The following is an 18,154-nucleotide window of genomic DNA, read 5'->3' as shown; positions in this document are numbered from 1 at the left end:
ACGCACGACCCAGACCCGGTCGACGACCTCGTCCGCCCCAGGAAGGAGACGGTCGCGTGAGCACCACGGACCCTGCCGCCACGGGCCCGGACGACCCCGCCGAGGAGCCGACGTCCGCCCCGGGCGGCACGCCGCGCGCGCGTCGCGTCCGGTCCGCCGTGACCGTCGCGCTCGTCCTCGCGCTCGCCGGGGTCATGTTCACGGCGAACGCGCGCCTCGCGCGCGGCGACGAGTCCCGGCACCCGGAGAACCTCGCGCAGCTGGTCGACCGCGAGTCCGACCGCGTGGCCGACCTCGCGACGCAGGTCGACGCCCTGACGGCGGAGGTCGCTGGCCTGTCGCAGACCGGGGACGCGCCCGCCGGCGTCGACCCCGACCTCGCGGCGCGCACCGCCGTCGCCGCGGGGACGACGCCCGTCCAGGGTGCCGGCGTCTCCGTGACGCTCGACGACGCGCCCCCCGAGGGCAGCTACCCGGCGGGGATCCGCCCCGACGACCTCGTCGTGCACCAGCAGGACATCCAGTCCGTCGTCAACGCGCTGTGGGCGGGCGGTGCCGAGGCGATGACGCTTCAGGGGCAGCGCGTCACGGCGACGTCGGCGTTCCGCTGCGCGGGCAACATCCTGCTGCTGCACGGCCGCGTGTACTCCCCGCCCTACGTCGTCGAGGCCGTGGGCGACCCCGAGGCCCTGCGCGACGCGCTCGACCGCTCGCCGGGCGTCCAGGTGTACAAGGAGTACGTCGACGCGGTGAACCTCGGCTGGTCCGTCGAGGACGAGAGTGACATCGAGATGCCGGGCTACCAGGGGGCGCTCGAGCTCCGCTACGCGCGCCCGTCCGACGCGGTGGCGTCGTGACCGCGACGACCCCCGCACCGGCCCGCCACGCGGGGCACCGCGGCTCGGGTCGCGGTCCGGTGTCCGCCGTCGTGGGGGTGCTCGGCGAGCTGCTCATCACGCTGGGGATCCTGCTCGGCCTGTACGTCGTCTGGCAGCTCTGGTGGACGGACGTCCAGGCGGACCGCGTCCAGGCGCAGGTGCTCGAGGAGATCCAGGCGCCGACGCCGGACGCGGCGGACGTCGGTACGACGATCCTGCGTGACGACCCGCCCGTCCCCGCCGCGCCCGCGCTCGGCGAGGTGTGGGGCACGCTCTACGTGCCGCGCTGGGACGGCAAGATGATGCCGATCGCGGAAGGCACCGACAAGCGGTCGATCCTCGACCAGGCGATGGCCGGGCACTACCCCGAGACCGTCATGCCGGGCGCCGTCGGGAACTTCTCCCTCGCCGGGCACCGGCAGACGTACGGCAAGATCTTCCACGACGTCGAGGAGCTCGAGATCGGCGACCCGATCGTCGTCGAGGCCGACGGCACGTGGTACGTCTACCGCGTCGACCACATGCAGGCCGTGAAGCCCGACCAGGTCGAGGCGATCGCGCCCGTCCCGTGGCAGCCCGGCGTCGAGCCCACCGAGCGGTACCTCACGCTGACGACGTGCCACCCGATCGGCCTCAACTCGCTCGTCGCGCGGTACATCGTCAACGCGAAGTTCGACTACTGGATGCCCGTCGAGGACGGCACGCCGCCGGAGCTCGTCGGCCAGACCGCTCCCGCCGCCGAAGGAGGCTCGTGATGTACGGGGCGCTGTGGCGCGTGCTGCCCGGCCCGGCGTGGCTGCGGGTGCTGATCCTGCTCGTCCTCGCGGCCGCCGTCGTGCTCGCGTGCTTCGAGTGGCTGTTCCCGCTCGTGTCCGAGTACATGCCGTTCAACGACCCCAACATCCAGACCGACGCCGCCGGCGCAGCGTCCGTGGAGGCCCCGCGATGACCCACCCGACCCGCATCCTCGTCGTGGACAACTACGACTCGTTCGTCTACACGATCGTCGGCTACCTCGACCAGCTGGGCGCGCAGACCGTCGTCGTGCGCAACGACGCGGTGCCGGAGCCCGACGCCGAAGGGCGCTTCCGCGACGCGGACGGCACCGTGTTCGACGGCGTCCTCGTCTCCCCCGGGCCCGGCACGCCGAAGGAGGCCGGGCAGAGCGAGCACGTGATCCGCACGTGCGCCGCGTCGCGCACGCCCATGCTCGGCGTGTGCCTGGGCCACCAGGCCCTCGCCGAGGTGTACGGCGCGACGGTCACGCACGCGCCCGAGCTCATGCACGGCAAGACGAGCCTCGTGGAGCACGAGGGCGAGGGCGTGCTCGCCGGCCTCCCCCACCCGTTCACCGCGACGCGGTACCACTCGCTCGCCGTCGTGAGCGACACCGTGCCCGCCGAGCTCGAGGTGACGGCGACGACCGCCGGGGGCGTCATCATGGGCCTCCAGCACAAGGACCTGCCGCTGCACGGCGTCCAGTTCCACCCGGAGTCCGTGCTCACCGAGGGTGGCCACCGCCTGCTCGCGAACTGGCTCGAGGCGTGCGGCCTGGAGGGCGCCGTCGAGCGCTCCGCGGGCATGGCCCCGCTCGTGCGCCAGTAGCGAGCACCGCGCGGCACCGGCCCCGGTCTGCCGCCTACTCGGACGCGCCGCACGACGACGGGCCCTCACCTCCGTGGAGGTGAGGGCCCGTCGTCGTGGAGGGGCCCGGGGGCGGTGGGTCAGCCCTCGCCGTCTCCGCCGTTGCCCCCGCCGTTCCCGTTGCCGCCGCCGTTGTTCCCGCCGCCGTTGTTCCCACCGTTCGACGGTCCGGGTCCGGTCGAGACGATGAGCGACACCTGGGTGCCGACCGGGACCTCCGCCCCGCCGCGCGGGTCGGACCCGATCACGACGCCGGCCGGCCACTGGTCGGACTCCTGCGTCTGGCGGGTGCCCACGTTGAGCTCGGCACCACCGAGCGCGTCCTTCGCCTGGTCCTCGGTCATCCCGACGAGGTTCGACGGCACCGTCGTCGTCTCCGCCGCGCGCGGGATCGCGACCTTGAGGGTCACGGTCGACCCCTGCGGGACGCTGCCCGCGTTGGGCTGCTGCGAGAGGACCTGGTTCTCCGGCTCGTCGGACTCCTCGTCGCTGCGGTCGACCTTCAGGCCGAGCGCCTCGACGGTCGACTTCGCAGCGTCGAACTGCTGGCCCGTGACGTCCGGCAGGGCGACGAGGCCGCTCGACACGAACAGGTTGACCGTCGAGCCCGCCGGCACGGACTGGCCGGCGCCGGGGTCGGTCTTCGTCACCGCGCCCTTCGGGACGTCCGGCGAGTCCTCCGTGTTGACGTCGCCGACGTTGAGCCCGGCGTCGGAGAGGTACTGCCGGGCCTCCTCCTGCGTCTTGCCCTTGAGGTCCTGGATGGTGACGGCGTCGGGACCGGCCGAGAAGAAGGCGGTGACGGTCACCCCCAGCTCCTGGGTGGTGCCGCCGGCGGGGTCGGTCCGGGTGAACGTGCCCTCGGGCTCCGTGGAGTCCTGGTCGATCGCCTGCGCGTACTCGAAGCCCGCCTCGGTGATCCTCTGCTCGGCCTCCGCGGGCGTGACGCCCGCGGACAGGGTCGGGACGGTGCCGGTCGTCGGCTCGTCCTCGCCCTGGCTGTTGATGACGATCATCGTGATGATCGCGGCGAGCGCGAGCACGCCGACGGCGATGAGCGTCCACATGAGGCCCTTGCGGCTCTTGGGCTGCTCCTCGTCCTCACCCGGTGGCTGCTCCCCCGGCGGGACGGCGGGCGCCGCGCTGGTCGCCCAGGGGTTCGCCGCCGCGGCGGCCGGGGTCATGACCTGCGTCGCGGACTCGACCATCGTCGGCTGGAGGTCGGCGGCCGCGGCGGCAGCGCCGAGGCCCGCGGCGGCGGCCGCGACGCCGAGCGCCGGAGCCGTGATCGACCCGCCGCGCACGGCGTTCTCCAGGTCGGCCCGGAACTCGGCGGCGCTCGAGTAGCGCGCCGTGCGGTCCTTCGCGAGCGCCTTGAGCGTGATGCGGTCGAGCACCTCGGGCACGTCGGGAGCGATCGCGCTCGGCGTCGCGGGCGCCTCGCGCACGTGCTGGTAGGCCACTGCGACGGGCGAGTCGCCGATGAACGGCGGGCGGCCGGTGAGCAGCTCGTAGAGCAGGCAGCCGGTCGAGTACAGGTCGGAGCGCGCGTCGACCGTCTCGCCGCGCGCCTGCTCCGGGGAGAGGTACTGCGCGGTGCCGATGACGGCCTGGGTCTGCGTCATCGTCGCGGCCGAGTCCGCCATGGCACGGGCGATGCCGAAGTCCATGACCTTCACCGCGCCCGTGGGCGTGATCATCACGTTCGCGGGCTTGATGTCGCGGTGCACGATCCCGGCGTGGTGCGAGTACTCGAGCGCGGCGAGCACGCCCGCCGTGATCTCGACCGCCTCGTCGATCGGGACGGCCTGGCCGTCGCGCAGGATGTCCCGCACGGTGTGGCCCTCGACGTACTCCATGACGATGAACGGGACGTGCACCGAGTTGCCGGTGGCGTCCGCGTGGACGTCCTCGCCGGTGTCGTAGACCGCGACGATGGCCGGGTGGTTGAGGGACGCCGCTGCCTGGGCCTCGCGGCGGAAGCGCGCGAGGAAGGTCGGGTCGCGCGCGAGGTCGGAGCGCAGGATCTTGATCGCGACGGTACGACCGAGGCGGTTGTCGTGCCCGATGTGCACCTCGGCCATGCCACCACGGCCGATGAGCTCACCGACCTGGTAGCGCCCGGCAAGCACTCGGGGAGCGTTGTCCACCACTCATTCGTCCTTCGGTGTCGTCGGAGCCGTGGGCGCGTCCGCCCACGGCACAGCTGGCGCAATCATCCCACCCGCGACCCGGCGGCCACGCGGGGAACACCACGATGTCGTCACGATGTCACCCGTCCGGGGAGCGTCTCGGCGTCGGGCACGGCGACCTCGACGGAGGTCTCCGCGCCCCGCACGGGGGCGGCGTCGCCGCCGTCGCCGTCCCTGTCCCCGAGCGTGGCGATCGTCGCGATCACCAGCACGAGCAGGAGGCCCAGGAGGGCGACGAGCGGCCAGGTCAGGCCGTTGGGCAGACCTCCCAGGCGGCGGCCCGTCGTGGTCGACGTGCGGCGCCCCGCGGAGCGCGAGGGCACGGGTGCCGACTGCGACTGACGTCGGGCCTCGGCGCGGGTCGCCGGGGCGACGGGCTCGGCGCGCGTCGAGCCCGCCGGACCCCCGGGCGCGCCGGCCGGGCGCGTACCCGCGCGGGTGGGCTGCGGCCGTCGTGAGGAGCGCGTCGGGCCGTGCATCTCGCGGCGCGGCGGGTACGAGCGCGGGGCGGCCGGGTCGTCCGCCGGGGCCGCGGGGACGGGGCGCTCCCACGGGAGGGCGGGGCCGGGGGCGGCGCCGTCCGGTGCGGGCGGCGCCGGGACGGGCTCGGCGGTCTCCGGGACCGTCCCGCCGTGCCGCCCGAGCGGGCGGACGCGGGTGGCGTCGTCGTCGGGCGGGCCGGGGGGCGTCGCGGCCGACGGCGACACGTCCGCCTGTGCGGCGTGCGCGGCGCGACGCGGCTCGGGGGCGACCCACGGGTTCGCCGGGTCCGTCGCGTGCGGGTCGCGCACCGCGGCCGGGATGACGAGCGGCGTGATGACGGGTGCCGGGTCCGGCTCGGGCGCGGGGACGTCGTCGGCGGTGGGGCGGGCCCGGCGCGCGCGGCGCGTGGGGGCGGGCGCCCCCGTGCGGGCGGACCAGGGGTCGCTCGCGAGGCGCGCGGCGATGCCCTCGAAGACGCGCGCGAGCGCGTCGGCCGGGTGGGGCCGCGCCAGCGGGTCCTTGGCGAGCATGACCATGACGAGCTCGCCGAGCTCCGGGTCGACCGACGTGGGCAGCGGCGGCACCGGCTCGTTGACGTGCGCGACCGCGATGTCCACCGGCGTGGACCCCGTGAACGGGCGGTTCCCCGCGATGGACTCGTACGCGACGATGCCCAGCGCGTAGATGTCCGAGGCGCCGGTGGCGGCCTGGCCGACGGCCTGCTCGGGCGAGAGGTACTGAGCCGTGCCCATGACCATGCCCGTCGCGGTCATCGGGACCTGGTTGGCCGCGAGCGAGACACCGAAGTCGGTGATCTTCACCGTGCCGGAGCGGTCGATGAGGATGTTCCCGGGCTTGACGTCCCGGTGCACGACGCCGGACAGGTGGGCGGCGTGCAGCGCGCGGGCGGTCTGCGCGAGGATCGGCAGGAGCCGCGCGGGCGGGAGCACCGGCTCGCGCTCCAGCAGGTCCGCCATGGGCTCGCCCACGACGAGCTCCATGACGAGGTACCCGGAGCCGTTCGTCTCGCCGTAGTCGTACATCTGCGCGATGTTGGGGTGCGAGAGCGCCGCGCTGTTGCGGGCCTCGGTGCGCAGGCGGTTGAGGAAGTCCTCGTTGCCCGCGTACTCGCTCCGCAGGACCTTGACCGCGACCTCGCGGCCGAGCGCGTCGTCGGCCGCGACCCACACCTCGCCCATGCCGCCGACGGCGATGCGTCGCACGAGGCGGTAGCGGTTGCCGAGCGTCAGCCCCCGGACCGGCTTCATCCGTTCAACACCGCCTCCATGACGGCGCGGGCGATCGGCGCGGCGATCGCGCCGCCCGTCGCCTCGTTGCCCATCGAGCCGCCGTTCTCGACGATGACCGCGACCGCGACCTGCGGGTCGTCGGCCGGGGCGAAGCTCGTGAACCACGCGTGCGGCGCGGCCTCGCCGCCCGTCTCGGCGGTGCCCGTCTTGCCCGCGACCTGCACGCCCGGGATCTGCGCCGCCTTGCCGGAGCCGTTCTGCACGACGCCCACCATCATCTGGGTGAGCTGCTCGGCCGTCGACGGCGAGACCGAGGTGCGCAGACGGCGCGGCTCGGACTGCCGGACGACGTCGAGGTCGGGGTTGCGGATCGTCTCGACGGTGTACGGGGCCATCTGGACGCCGTCGTTCGCGATCGCGGCGGCGACCATCGCCATCTGGAGCGGCGTGACCTTGACCTCGCCCTGGCCGATGCCGGCGCGCGCGATCCCGGCGGCGTCCGCGCCCGGCGTGCCCTCGGCGGGGAAGCGGCTCGGCGTGACGTCCATGGGGATCTCGAGCGAGGCGTCGAAGCCGAAGTCCTCGGCCTGATCGCGCATCGCGTCCTCGCCGAGGGTCATGGCCAGGTCGCCGAACGCGGTGTTGCACGAGATGCGCAGCGCGTCCGCGAGGGTCATCTCGCCCGTGGGCGAGCAGCGTGTGCCGCCGAAGTTCTTCATCGTCTGGGTCGACTGGGGGTACGGCAGTTCGTCCGGGGCCGGGATCACGGTCTCGGGCGTGTACTGCCCGCTCTCGAGGGCCGCGGCGGAGGTGACGATCTTGAACGTCGAGCCCGGCGGGTACGTGTTGCCGCGGATGGCCCGGTTCGACATCGGGTTGCCCTCGGCGTTGAGCAGCTCCTGGTAGCGCTGGCGCGCGAGGGCGGTGTCGTGCGTCGCGAGCTCGTTCGGGTCGTAGCTCGGCTTCGACACGAGCGCGAGGACGCGGCCCGTCTTCGGCTCGATCGCGACGACGGCGCCGCGCTGGTCACCCAGCGCGTCCCACGCGGCCTGCTGGGCCGCCGGGTCGATCGTCAGCTCGACGGACGCGCCCTGCGGCTGCTGCCCCGTGAAGAGAGCGCTCAGGCGGTCGAGCCACAGCGAGCTCGCCTCGCCGTTGAGGTAGTCGTTCTCCTTGTCCTCGATCTCCGTGCGCCCGTTGGTGAGCGACAGGAAGCCGGAGACGGGTGCGTAGAGCGGGCCGTTCGAGTACTGGCGCTGGAAGCCGAACGCGTCGTCCACCGGCGTCGAGGACGCGATGGCGTCGCCCGCGACGACGATCGGGCCGCGGAACTTGTTGTACTCGCGGTAGATCGTGCGGGCGTTGCGCGAGTCGTTGTTGAGCGAGTCGGCCTGGACGAACTGGATGTACGTCGTCGACACCATGAGCGCGAGGAACATCACGAGGACGACGGTCGCGACGCGACGCAGGGGGACGTTCACCGGGCTCCTCCCCAGGGGTCACGGTCGGTCTCGGCGCCTGCGTCCGGGCGCTGCACGACCTCGGTCCGCAGGTCGTCCGGGTGGTCGGGGACCTCCCCGGCTCGCCCGACGGCGGGCTGGACGCCCGTCGTCGCGCGCGCGGGGCCCGTGGACGGACCGGGGACGGCGGGCGCGCCGACCGTGGTGGGGGCGTCGTCGGGCAGGGCGCCCACGGCCGCGCCGCCGCCCACGACCGCGACCGGGTCGGAGTCGGTGCGGCTGCGCGCCCCGCCGGGCGCGACCTGCCCGCGCACGGGCAGGGAGGAGGGCCGGCGCGCGTCGTCGGAGATGCGCAGCAGCAGCCCGACGACGAGCCAGTTCGCGAGGAGCGACGACCCGCCCTGGGCGACGAACGGCATGGTCAGGCCCGTGAGCGGGATGATCCGCGTGATCCCGCCGACCACGACGAAGAGCTGCCACGCCATGACGAACGCGAGGCCGCCCGCGAGCAGCTTGCCGAACCCGTCGCGCACGCCGATCGCGGTGCGCAGGCCGCGCTCCACGAGGACGAGGTACGCGAGCAGGATGCCGATGAGACCCGTGAGCCCGAGCTCCTCGCCGAGCGACGCGTAGATGAAGTCGGAGAACGCGTACGGGACCGTGCGGGGGTAGCCGGCGCCCCAGCCCGTGCCGAAGAGGCCGCCGTTGCCGAGCGAGAACAGGCCGCCCACGAGCTGGCCCGAGCCACCCGGGCTGCGGCCGAAGATCTCCGGGTCGAACGGGTGCAGCCACACGTCGATGCGCGCCTGCACGTGCCCGAACGTCGACGCCGCGAGCACCGCGCCGACCGCGATGAGGAGCAGACCGATGACGACCCAGCTCACGCGCTCGGTCGCGATGTAGAGCATCGCGACGAACAGGCCGAAGAACAGGAGCGAGGTCCCGAGGTCGCGCTCGAACACGAGGATCGCGAGCGAGACGAGCCAGACGATGATGATCGGCCCGAGGTCGCGCAGGCGGGGGAGCTGGAGGCCGAGCACACGGGGGCCGGCGAGCGCGAGCGTGTCGCGGTTCGTCACGAGGTACCCCGCGAAGAAGATCGCGAACGCGACCTTCGCGAACTCGGCCGGCTGGAGCGAGAAGCCGAACAGGTTGATCCAGATCTGGGCGCCGTTGATGCGGGTGCCCAGGCCCGGGACGAGCGGTAGCGCGACGAGCACGATGCCCGCGATCATCGCGGTGTACGTGTAGCGGCGCAGGGTGCGGTGGTCGCGCAGGAACCAGACGACGGCGAACGCGCAGAGGATGCCCAGCGCGGTCCACTGGAGCTGGCGGGGCGCGAGGTCCTGCTCGCCGCCCGTGACCTGCGAGCCCAGGTCGAGGCGGAAGATCATGGCGAGGCCGATGCCGTTGAGCGCGACGGCGATCGGCAGGATCACCGGGTCCGCGTACGGCGCCTTGAACCGCAGCAGCACGTGCGCGGCGCCCGCGAGCACCACCGTGCCGATGCTGTACACGTAGAAGCGGCCCGGGAGCTCGCCCGTGAGCTGCAGACCCACGAGCGCGTACGCCCCGATGCCCAGCGCGAGCGCGAGGACGAGCAGACCGAGCTCCGCGCCCCGGCCGGGGCGCACCTCGGTGGTCTCCACCGTGGCCATCAGGCCCCCGAGCCGGCGCCGTCGGTGGGCGCGGGGGTCACGGCCGGCGCGTCGGCCTCCGGGGTCCCCGTCGTCGCGTCGTCGGGGGTCCCGCCCGTGGTCCCGTCCGTCGAGCCGTCGGTCGCGGGGGTCTCGGTGGTGTCCTCCGCGGCCTCGGCCACCAGCCGCTCGGCGCGGGCGCGGGCGTCCTCGAGCGACTCCGCGGGGATCGTGGTCTCCAGGCGGTCGACGACGTAGCCCGGCAGGTCGTCGACGCGCGTCCCGGTGAGCTCGATCGGGGTCGACAGCGTGACCGGGCCCGCGTTCTCGGGGATGCCGCGGAACACCGCGACCTGGCCGTCGGCGACGCCCACGTAGTACTGCGACTGCGTCCAGCGGTAGCCCGCCCAGCCCGCGACGCCCAGGCCCGCGACCACGAGAAGGATGGCGACCACGGTGACCCAGCGCCGGGGCGCGCGACCGGGACGCACGTCGTCCTCGTCGTCGCCGGAGCCCTCGGGGGTGGTGCGACCCTCCGCGCCGTCCTCGTCCGCCGCGTCGGCGTCCGGGTCCTCGGCCGGGGCGGTCGCCTTCGTGCTCGCCATGAGCGCGGCCGCGCGGGCCGCCGGGCCGTCCGCGGCCGACGTCGGGGCGTCGCGGTCGATCGCCGCGGACCCGACGACCTGCGCGCCCGTGCCGGGGGCCCCGCCGTCGGGCAGGGCGTCGACGTCCACGACGTCCGCGACGACGACCGTCACGTTGTCCGTGCTGCCCGCGCGCAGCGCGAGCTGGAGCAGGTGGTCGGCGCACGCGTCGACGTCGTCCGTGTCGGCGAGCGTCTGCGCGATGGTCTCCTGGCTGACGAACCCGGACAGGCCGTCCGAGCACAGGAGCCAGCGGTCGCCCGGCTTCGCCTCGCGCACGGACATGTCCGGCGTGAGGTCGATGTCGAAGTCGCCCAGCACGCGCATGACGACGTTGCGCTGGGGGTGGGTCTCCGCCTCGTCCGCCGAGATGCGCCCCGTGTCGACGAGGTGCTGGACGAACGTGTGGTCGGTCGTGACCTGGTTGAGCTCGCCGTCGCGCAGCAGGTAGGCGCGCGAGTCGCCGAGGTGCGCCATGGCGAGCTTGTTGCCCGCGCGCAGGATCGCGGTGACCGTCGTGCCCATGCCGACCAGCTCCGGGTCGGTCACGCTGCGGTCCACGAGGTCCTGGCGGGCGTGGTCGATCGAGCGCTCGAGCTCGGCCAGCGCGTCGTCCGGGCCGTGCGACTCGCCGTCGAGCGGGGCGAGCGCGGCGATCGCGATGGAGGACGCGACGTCGCCCCCCGCGTGTCCGCCCATGCCGTCCGCGACGACGAGCAGGTGCGGGCCCGCGTAGCCGGAGTCCTGGTTGTTGGAGCGCACGAGCCCGACGTCGGAGCGCGCGGCGTAGCGCAGGGCGATGTTCACTGCGGGCTACCTCTGCAGCTCGACGACGGACTGACCGATCCGCACCCGCGTCCCCAGGCCCAGGGGGGTGACCTGGGCGATCCGCTGGTCCTCGACGTAGGTGCCGTTCGTGGAGCCCAGGTCCTCGACGAACCAGGACCCGTGCTGCGGGAAGATGCGGGCGTGGCGCGACGACGAGTAGTCGTCGTCGAGGACGAGCGTGCAGCTCGGCGCGCGGCCGATGAGGATCGACGACGTCGTGAGCGGGATCGTCGTCCCGGTCAGCGGGCCGGCGGTGACGACGAGCCGCGACGGGCCCGCGGGCGCGGCGGGTCGCGACGGCTCCGGGGCGGCGGGGGTGGGGCCCGACGTCGGGCGGGCGGCCGGGGCGGGGGCGCCCTTCTTGCCGCGGCGCGGCGTGATCTTCGTGCCGTACAGGTCCCGACGCAGCACGCCGATCGCGGAGAGCACGAACACCCAGAGCAGCACCAGGTAGCCCAGCCGGAGCAGGGTGAACGTGAGATCGGTCATGCGGGCCGGATCACCACTCCTCGTTGTCGGACGCGCCGGTCCAGAACATGATGCGGGTCCGGCCGATCGTCAGGGAGTTCCCGTCGAGCAGCGTCGCGGCGGGCACCTGGTGGCCCTCGACGAACAGCCCGTTCGTGGAGCCGAGGTCGGTCGCGATCACACCCTCCGGGGTCACGCGGATCTCCAGGTGGCGCCGCGAGACGCCCGGGTCGTCGACGACGATGTCGGCTTCCGAGCCGCGGCCGATCACCGTGACCGGGCCGGTGAGCAGGTAGCGCTGCCCGTCGATGTCGACGAGCGGGTGGCGCGTGCTCGGGGACGCCGTCGTGGCGGGGGCGACGTTGCCACGCACGCTCGCCGAGCGGAGCTGGAAGCGGCCGACGTCGAGCGTGTCGTTCTGCTCGAAGCTCACGCTCACGGGCCCGACGAACGCGTAGTGCTGCGACGCGGCGTACTGGGTGACGTTCGACGCCAGCTCGTCGGCGAGCGTCTCCGCGCCCCACCCCTCGACCTGGCCGAAGTCGTCCACCGACAGCTCGATGGTGAACTCGTTGGGCACGACCGTGCGCTCGCGGTCGACGACGGCGGCGCGGTCGTCGACCTCGCGCCGCAGCGCGCTCGCGAGCTCGACGGGCTTGACCTCGCTGCGCCCGACCTTCGCGAACGCGTTGTTCACGACGCGCTCGACGCCCTTCTCGAAGCGGTCCAGGACTCCCATGCCACCTCCTCCCTCGTGCTCGCTCGTGCCGCGGCTCACGCCGCGCGGATCGCGTCTGCTTCCCCGGTGGCCCCCCGCGCACCCGCGTCCGGGCAGACTACCTAGATCGTATCGATCGCGTCGGACCAGCAGGCCCGTTTCGTCGGACGATTACCGGACGGATGTGGCGCTTTCGTGGCGGAGCGTGTGAACGTCGGGCGTCCGCTCCCCCGCCGAGCACGAGGTTGCCGTCGTCTCGCCGCTCTTCCCGGGAGCGACGACGTGCTCGAGGGCGACGAAGGTCGTGGTCGGCGACGGGGCCACGCCGCGGTGCGTCCGGGTGGCGGGCGTCACGCAGGACGGCGCGGTGCCGGTCGGTCGCCCGCGCCGTGCTAGTCTTCTGCGGCACGCGCGAGTGGCGGAATAGGCAGACGCGCACGGTTCAGGTCCGTGTGCCCGAAAGGGCGTGGGGGTTCAACTCCCCCCTCGCGCACGTGACGAGGTCCCGGTCAGGTCGTCCCTGACCGGGACTTTCGCATTCCCGGCCCGTGCTCTTCCTCCGGGCGGCGCCTCCGGGTGTCGCCCCCGGCGACCACGCGTGGCCTGGCTCCCGCGCTCATGGCGCGAGCGCGCGCGGCACGGAGGTGCCGTGGCCGTCGTGCCCGTCCACCACGCCCGGCACGCGCGACCTGCCGCGCGCTGCGGCGTCCCACACCTCCACGACCCAGTCGGCGGCGGTGTCGACGACGACGTCGCGCGCGTCGTACGGCTCGCGGCCGGGTGCGACGAGCGGCACGTCCGGGACGGGGCCGTCCTCGCCGTGCACGACCTCGAACAGCGTGCGGTGCGGCGCGATCGCGCGGTCGAGCACGGCGGCGTCGGGGCCGTCGAGCGACACGACGACGTCGAACGTGCCCTCGCCGTCCTGGTCGGGGAAGACCGTGACGACGATCTCCTCCGCGCGGTCCGGGAGCGCGTCGACGACGGCGCGCAGGCGGCGCACGGCCTCCGGCGTCGCGGCGTCGAGGTGGGCTCGCACGAGGCGGGCGTGCGTCGCGGCGTCCATCGCGCCACGGTAGCGCCGGGCACGCCTGCCGATGGCAACCCTAGATCTGCTAGGGTCGTTACCCCTAGAACAACTAGGCATAGGAGCGTTATGCGTATCGACAAGGACCTCGTGGCCGCCTCGGCCACCCCGCTCGTGCTCGGGATCCTCGCCGACGGCGAGTCCTACGGCTACGCGATCCTCAAGCGCGTGGACGAGCTCTCGGGCGGCCGGATGCAGTGGACCGACGGCATGCTCTACCCGCTGCTGCACCGGCTGGAGCGCCTCGGGCTCGTCGAGGCGTCGTGGGGCACGTCCGACGTCGGCCGTCGCCGCAAGCACTACGCGATCACGGCCGCGGGGCGCGAGGCGCTCGTCGAGCGCCAGGCGCAGTGGGACGTCGTCGCGCACGCGCTCCAGCAGGTGTGGCGCTCCGCCCAGGACGGGTTGCAGAGCCCGCCGCGCGTCGCGGAGGGGTGGGCCTGATGGGCGCCGCGACCGCGCCGGCCGGTGCCGCGAGCCCCGGCCCGCACGCCGCGCTCGAGGCGCAGATCGACCAGTGGCGCGGGTACGTCCGGCGCCGGGAGGCGATCTCCGCGGCGGACGTCGACGAGATGGAGGACCACCTGCGCGAGCGGGTCGAGGACCTGCGCGCGACGGGCCTCGACGACGACGAGGCCTTCCTCGTCGCCGTCAAGCGCATGGGCACGCTCGACGACCTGTCGCGCGAGTTCGCGCAGGAGCACTCCGAGCGCCTGTGGAAGCAGCTCGTCCTCGTGGGCCGGCAGCCCGGCCGCACCCGCTCGTGGCGCGAGCTCGCGGTCGTGCTCGGGCTCGCCGTCGCGGTGGGCGCCACGGTCAAGGTGGCGACCGTGCTCCTGCCCTGGGAGACGGTCGGCCTCAACGTCGGGCTCCTCGTGCTGCCGTTCCTCACCGCCTACCTCGCGTGGAAGCGCCAGGTGACGCTGCGCGTCGTCGGCGCGCTCGTCGTGCCGTTCGTCGTGCTGGGCGTCGCGCTCAACGTGTACCCGTTCGCGCCCACGGACGCGACGTTCGTCCTCGCGGCGCTCGCCGCCCCGGTGACGCTGTGGTCCGTCGTCGGGCTCGCCTACGTGGGCGGGCGGTGGCGCTCGGACGCGCGTCGCATGGACTTCGTGCGGTTCACGGGCGAGCTCGCCGTGTACTACACGCTCATCGCGCTCGGGGGCGGGGTGCTGCTCGGCCTGACGATCGGGGTCTTCTCGCTCGCCGGCGTCGACCTCGAGCCCTACCTCGACAGCTGGATCCTCACCCTGTGCGTGCCGGCGGCGCTCATCGTGGCCGCCTGGCTCGTCGAGGCCAAGCAGAACGTCGTCGAGAACATCGCGCCCGTGCTCACGCGCGTGTTCACGCCGCTGACGCTCGTCATGCTCCTCGCCGCGTTCGTCGTCCTCGCGACGGCGGGGAACCTCGCGGCGGTCGACCGCGAGCTGCTCATCCTCATGGACGCGATCCTCGTGCTCGTCCTGTGCCTGCTCCTCTACTCGGTCTCCGCGCGCGACCCGCTCGCGCCCGGGTCGTTCTTCGACGGGCTCCTGGTGGTCCTCGTCGGCGCGGCGCTCGCCGTCGACGCCGTCGCGCTCACCGCGATGCTCACGCGCATCGCCGAGTTCGGCGTGAGCCCCAACAAGGCGGCGGCGCTCGGGCTCAACCTCCTGCTGCTCGTCCACCTCGCGTGGTCGGCCGTGCTCGCGACGGCGTTCCTCCGCGGGCGCCGGCCGTTCGCCGACCTCGTCGCGTGGCAGACGCGCTTCCTGCCCGTCTACGCGGCGTGGGCGGCGGTCGTCGCCCTCGTGTTCCCGCCCGTGTTCGGCTTCGTCTGACGGACGGCGGTCGGCCGTCCCCGGGCGTAGCGTGACGGGATGGCCGACCGACCGTCCGGCGGGCCGGTCGACGACGACGTCGTCGGCTGGCTCCTCGACGCCGACCCGGCGCTGCGCTGGCAGGTGGAGCGCGACGTCGTGCACGCCCCGCCTTCCGTGTGGCGGGCGACGCGGGCGCGCGTCGCGACCGAGGGCTTCGGCGCCCGGCTCCTCGCGCTCCAGGACCCCGACGGGCAGTGGGCGGGCGGCGCGTACTTCCCCGCGGACGTCGGCGGGGACGGCGCGGCCGCGCCGGACGCCGAGGGCAGGCCTGAGGAGGGCCAGCCCTGGACCGCGACCACCTGGTCGCTCGTCGCGCTGCGCGAGTGGGGTCTCGACCCCGAGGTGCTCCGCGCGCGCCGCACGCCCGAGCTGCTGGCCGAGCACTGCCGCTGGGAGTACGACGACCTGCCCTTCTGGGGCGGCGAGGTCGACTGGTGCATCAACGGGTACACGCTCGCCGCGGGCGCGTGGCTCGGCGTCGACGTGACGGGGCTGCTCCGCACCGTCCTCGACGGGCGGCTGCCCGACGGCGGGTGGAACTGCGCGTGGGTCGAGGGCGCGACCGTGTCGTCGTACCACTCGACGCTCAACGCGCTCAAGGGCCTCCTCGCCTACCAGGAGCACGCCGGGGCCACGGACGAGCTGCGCGCCGCGCGCCGCGCCGGCGAGGAGTACCTGCTCCGCCGCGGCCTGTTCCGCCGGCTCGGCACCGGCGAGCCCGTCGGGGACTGGGCGTTCCGCCTCGCCTACCCGTTCCGCTGGTACTACAGCGTGCTCAACGCGCTGGTCTACCTGCGCGCCGCGTCGCTGCTCGACGGCACGCCGCCGGACCCGCGCGCGGCGGACGCGGTCGAGCACGTCCGCCGCGCGCGGCGCCCGGACGGCACCTGGCTCCAGGGCCGGCGCCATCCGGGCCGCGTGTGGTTCGAGGTCGACGCGCCCGCGGGCGAACCGTCACGCTGGCTCACGTACCACGCGACCGTCGTCCTCGACTGGTGGGACGGTCAGGACGCGGGCGGCCCCGAGACGACCTCGGCGCCGTCGAGCACCGCGATGAGCTCGTCGAACCACTCGACGTAGCTCGCCCACGTGAACGGGCGCTTGTCGTCCCAGCCGACGACCTGCCCCGCCTGGACCGCCGGCAGGCCCGCGTAGACGGGGTTCGCCGCCATGGCCTCGTCGGAGCCGGTGTAGCTGAGCACGACGTCCGCCGGGTAGTCCGGCACGCGCTCCCAGCTGAGCTCCGCCCAGGCCTGCTGGTCCTGCGGGCCGCCGATCGTGAAGCCCAGCTCCTCCAGCAGCGCGAGCTGGCCCAGGGTCCGCTGCCCGACCCACAGCTCCTCGGCCCCGTTGAGCGGCAGGATCGTCAGCGGCTTCTCCGCCGCGATCGCCCGCAGGGTGTCGAGGCGCTCGTCGAACGCGGCGCGCGCCTCCGCGACCTCCGGGGTGTCCGCGTCACCGCCGAGCGCCTCCGCGAGCGACGCATAGTCCTCGATCACCTCGACGACGGGGCGGCCGGAGAACTTCATCCCGACGAACGGCGCGACGGCGGTCGCCTCCTCGGTGATCTTCTCGTCCCACCACCGCCACGCCGTGCCGTCCTCCGTGCCGAACCCGATCACGAGGTCGGGGTCGAGCGCGAGCAGCTTCTCCAGGTTGAGCTCGGCGTCGGTGCCGACGACCTCCATCTCGTCGACCCGGGCGTTGCCGATCGACAGCGCGCCGGTGTCCGAGAACCCGTACCCGAACACGCCGTCGGGCCGCACGCCGTAGTCCCACAGCGCGGCGGCCGAGTAGCCGTCGACGACGAGGCGGTCCGGCGCCTCGTCGAGCTCGTACGTCGTGCCGTGGCCCGAGGACGTCCACGACCAGCCGTCGGCGCTCGCGGACGGCTGGCTGTCCCCGGCGCCGTCGGAGCCCGCGTCGGTGCCCGGGGAGCACGCCGCGACGACGGCCGTGAGACCGAGCGCGAGCGTTGCCGCCGCGACCGTGCGCGCGGGCCGGCGCCGCGCACGGGGCGCGCCGGGCAGGGTGGACGAGGGACGGGTCGTGCGGGTCATGCGGTGCTCCTCCGACGAGGCGGTGCGGGCGAGCGCAGGACGGTGGGGGGCCGGTCGGGCGGGGTGGTCCGACCGGGAGAACGGGGCCGCGTCAGGCGCGGCGGGGCCGGCCCTCGGGCACGACGAGCGGGGTGCCCGTCACGGGGTCGGCGATGATGCGGCACGGGAGGCCGAACACGTCCTCCACGAGCTCGGCCGTGACGACGTCGCCCGGCGCGCCCTCGGCGACGATCGCGCCGTCCCTCATGGCGATGAGGTGGGTCGCGTAGCGGCACGCGTGGTTGAGGTCGTGCAGGACGGCGACGAGCGTGTGCCCGCGGTCCCGGTTGAGGTCGGCGCACAGCTCGAGCAGCTCGATCTGGTGGGCGATGTCGAGGAACGTCGTCGGCTCGTCGAGCAGGAGGAGGGGCGTCTCCTGCGCGAGGACCATCGCGACCCACACGCGCTGGCGCTGGCCGCCGGACAGCTCGTCGACGAGCCGGCCCGAGAGGTCCGTGGTGCCGGTCGCGGCGAGCGCGGCGACCACGGCCGCCTCGTCCTCGCGCGACCACTGGCGCAGGAGCTTCTGGTGCGGGTAGCGCCCGCGCGCGACGAGGTCCGCGACGGTGATCCCCTCCGGCGCGATCGACGACTGCGGCAGGAGGCCGAGGCGGCGCGCGACCTCCTTGGCGGGGATGGACGAGATGGAGCGGCCGTCGAGCACGACCTCGCCCTGCGACGGCTTGAGCAGGCGCGACAGCGCCCGCAGCAGCGTCGACTTGCCGCACGCGTTCGGCCCGACGATCACCGTGAACGAGCCGTCGGGGATCGTCACGTCGAGCCCCGAGGAGATGACGCGGTCGTCGTAGCCGACGGTGATGCCGTCGGCGTGCAGGCGGTCGGCGGCGGGGGCCGCGGGCCGGCCGGCCGTGCCGGGCGCGGCCGCGTCGTGCGGGGCGTCCGC

17 protein-coding genes and 1 tRNA gene are annotated in these 18,154 nt (G+C 74.2%); 8 read left to right on the top strand and 10 right to left on the bottom strand.

The window, feature by feature from the left end:
* The first annotated feature begins 56 nt into the window (after nt 1–56).
* From BXA05_RS19570 to BXA05_RS04580, 4 genes are read left to right on the top strand one after another with little or no spacing between them, the layout of a single operon-like run.
* Nucleotides 57–857, top strand: coding sequence for a DUF881 domain-containing protein (locus BXA05_RS19570; RefSeq protein WP_244550381.1), 801 nt, complete (start codon nt 57–59; stop codon nt 855–857).
* Nucleotides 854–1,633 (top strand): class E sortase, encoded by a 780-nt coding sequence (locus tag BXA05_RS04590; RefSeq protein ID WP_061268265.1) that lies wholly within the window; start codon nt 854–856, stop codon nt 1,631–1,633. The genes BXA05_RS19570 and BXA05_RS04590 overlap by 4 nt, the downstream gene beginning before the upstream one ends.
* On the top strand, nt 1,633–1,827 hold the full coding sequence (locus BXA05_RS04585) for a hypothetical protein (RefSeq protein ID WP_034650515.1): 195 nt from the start codon (nt 1,633–1,635) through the stop codon (nt 1,825–1,827). The genes BXA05_RS04590 and BXA05_RS04585 overlap by 1 nt, the downstream gene beginning before the upstream one ends.
* Nucleotides 1,824–2,483: an aminodeoxychorismate/anthranilate synthase component II gene (locus BXA05_RS04580; RefSeq protein WP_076404157.1), complete on the top strand. Its 660-nt coding sequence runs from the start codon at nt 1,824–1,826 to the stop codon at nt 2,481–2,483. Before BXA05_RS04585 ends, BXA05_RS04580 begins: the two co-directional genes overlap by 4 nt.
* 119 nt (nt 2,484–2,602) lie before the next feature.
* On the opposite strand, the gene pknB is transcribed toward BXA05_RS04580, so the two are convergent.
* From pknB to BXA05_RS04545, 7 genes are all read right to left on the bottom strand, one after another.
* Complete coding sequence (gene pknB, locus BXA05_RS04575) at nt 2,603–4,675, bottom strand: Stk1 family PASTA domain-containing Ser/Thr kinase (protein ID WP_076404156.1); 2,073 nt, start codon at nt 4,673–4,675, stop codon at nt 2,603–2,605.
* 110 nt (nt 4,676–4,785) lie between these two features.
* Nucleotides 4,786–6,465 carry a serine/threonine-protein kinase gene (locus BXA05_RS20225; protein ID WP_211435823.1) on the bottom strand — a complete coding sequence of 560 codons (1,680 nt, stop codon included), beginning with the start codon at nt 6,463–6,465 and terminating at the stop codon, nt 4,786–4,788.
* The gene (locus BXA05_RS04565) at nt 6,462–7,928 is read right to left on the bottom strand and encodes a peptidoglycan D,D-transpeptidase FtsI family protein (RefSeq protein WP_076404155.1); all 1,467 of its coding nucleotides are present in this window, start codon (nt 7,926–7,928) and stop codon (nt 6,462–6,464) included. Before BXA05_RS04565 ends, BXA05_RS20225 begins: the two co-directional genes overlap by 4 nt.
* Nucleotides 7,925–9,565: an FtsW/RodA/SpoVE family cell cycle protein gene (locus tag BXA05_RS04560; protein ID WP_076404154.1), complete on the bottom strand. Its 1,641-nt coding sequence runs from the start codon at nt 9,563–9,565 to the stop codon at nt 7,925–7,927. Before BXA05_RS04560 ends, BXA05_RS04565 begins: the two co-directional genes overlap by 4 nt.
* Nucleotides 9,565–10,995 (bottom strand): Stp1/IreP family PP2C-type Ser/Thr phosphatase, encoded by a 1,431-nt coding sequence (locus BXA05_RS04555; protein ID WP_061268261.1) that lies wholly within the window; start codon nt 10,993–10,995, stop codon nt 9,565–9,567. The genes BXA05_RS04560 and BXA05_RS04555 overlap by 1 nt, the downstream gene beginning before the upstream one ends.
* 6 nt (nt 10,996–11,001) lie before the next feature.
* Nucleotides 11,002–11,505 carry an FHA domain-containing protein FhaB/FipA gene (locus tag BXA05_RS04550; protein WP_076404153.1) on the bottom strand — a complete coding sequence of 168 codons (504 nt, stop codon included), beginning with the start codon at nt 11,503–11,505 and terminating at the stop codon, nt 11,002–11,004.
* Between the two features lie 10 nt (nt 11,506–11,515).
* Nucleotides 11,516–12,223, bottom strand: coding sequence for an FHA domain-containing protein (locus tag BXA05_RS04545; protein ID WP_021480387.1), 708 nt, complete (start codon nt 12,221–12,223; stop codon nt 11,516–11,518).
* A 388-nt stretch (nt 12,224–12,611) separates the two neighbouring features.
* On the opposite strand from BXA05_RS04545, the gene BXA05_RS04535 reads away from it, so the two are divergent.
* Nucleotides 12,612–12,695 (top strand) — tRNA-Leu (locus tag BXA05_RS04535).
* Between the two features lie 123 nt (nt 12,696–12,818).
* On the opposite strand, the gene BXA05_RS04530 is transcribed toward BXA05_RS04535, so the two are convergent.
* A complete protein-coding gene (locus BXA05_RS04530; protein ID WP_076404152.1) occupies nt 12,819–13,268 on the bottom strand; it encodes a DUF6389 family protein in 450 nt (149 codons plus the stop codon).
* A 90-nt stretch (nt 13,269–13,358) separates the two neighbouring features.
* Here BXA05_RS04530 and BXA05_RS04525 point away from each other — a divergent pair, with 90 nt between their 5' ends.
* The 3 genes from BXA05_RS04525 to BXA05_RS04515 are packed head-to-tail and all read left to right on the top strand — an operon-like array spanning nt 13,359 to nt 16,231.
* On the top strand, nt 13,359–13,733 hold the full coding sequence (locus BXA05_RS04525; protein WP_024841614.1) for a PadR family transcriptional regulator: 375 nt from the start codon (nt 13,359–13,361) through the stop codon (nt 13,731–13,733).
* Complete coding sequence (locus BXA05_RS04520; RefSeq protein WP_076404568.1) at nt 13,733–15,109, top strand: permease prefix domain 1-containing protein; 1,377 nt, start codon at nt 13,733–13,735, stop codon at nt 15,107–15,109. Before BXA05_RS04525 ends, BXA05_RS04520 begins: the two co-directional genes overlap by 1 nt.
* A 39-nt stretch (nt 15,110–15,148) precedes the next feature.
* On the top strand, nt 15,149–16,231 hold the full coding sequence (locus tag BXA05_RS04515) for a squalene cyclase (protein WP_076404151.1): 1,083 nt from the start codon (nt 15,149–15,151) through the stop codon (nt 16,229–16,231).
* Here BXA05_RS04515 and BXA05_RS04510 read toward each other — a convergent pair.
* Nucleotides 16,156–17,211 carry an ABC transporter substrate-binding protein gene (locus tag BXA05_RS04510; RefSeq protein ID WP_083711475.1) on the bottom strand — a complete coding sequence of 352 codons (1,056 nt, stop codon included), beginning with the start codon at nt 17,209–17,211 and terminating at the stop codon, nt 16,156–16,158. The two genes, BXA05_RS04515 and BXA05_RS04510, sit on opposite strands and share 76 nt — an antisense overlap.
* Before the next feature lie 91 nt (nt 17,212–17,302).
* A complete protein-coding gene (locus BXA05_RS04505) occupies nt 17,303–18,085 on the bottom strand; it encodes an ABC transporter ATP-binding protein (protein ID WP_076404566.1) in 783 nt (260 codons plus the stop codon).
* Between the last annotated feature and the right edge of the window lie 69 nt (nt 18,086–18,154).

Origin of the sequence: Cellulosimicrobium funkei (assembly GCF_900155925.1) — a bacterium.
In the GTDB taxonomy this organism is placed as follows: domain Bacteria; phylum Actinomycetota; class Actinomycetes; order Actinomycetales; family Cellulomonadaceae; genus Cellulosimicrobium; species Cellulosimicrobium funkei.
This window is presented reverse-complemented; position numbering and strand designations above follow the sequence as displayed.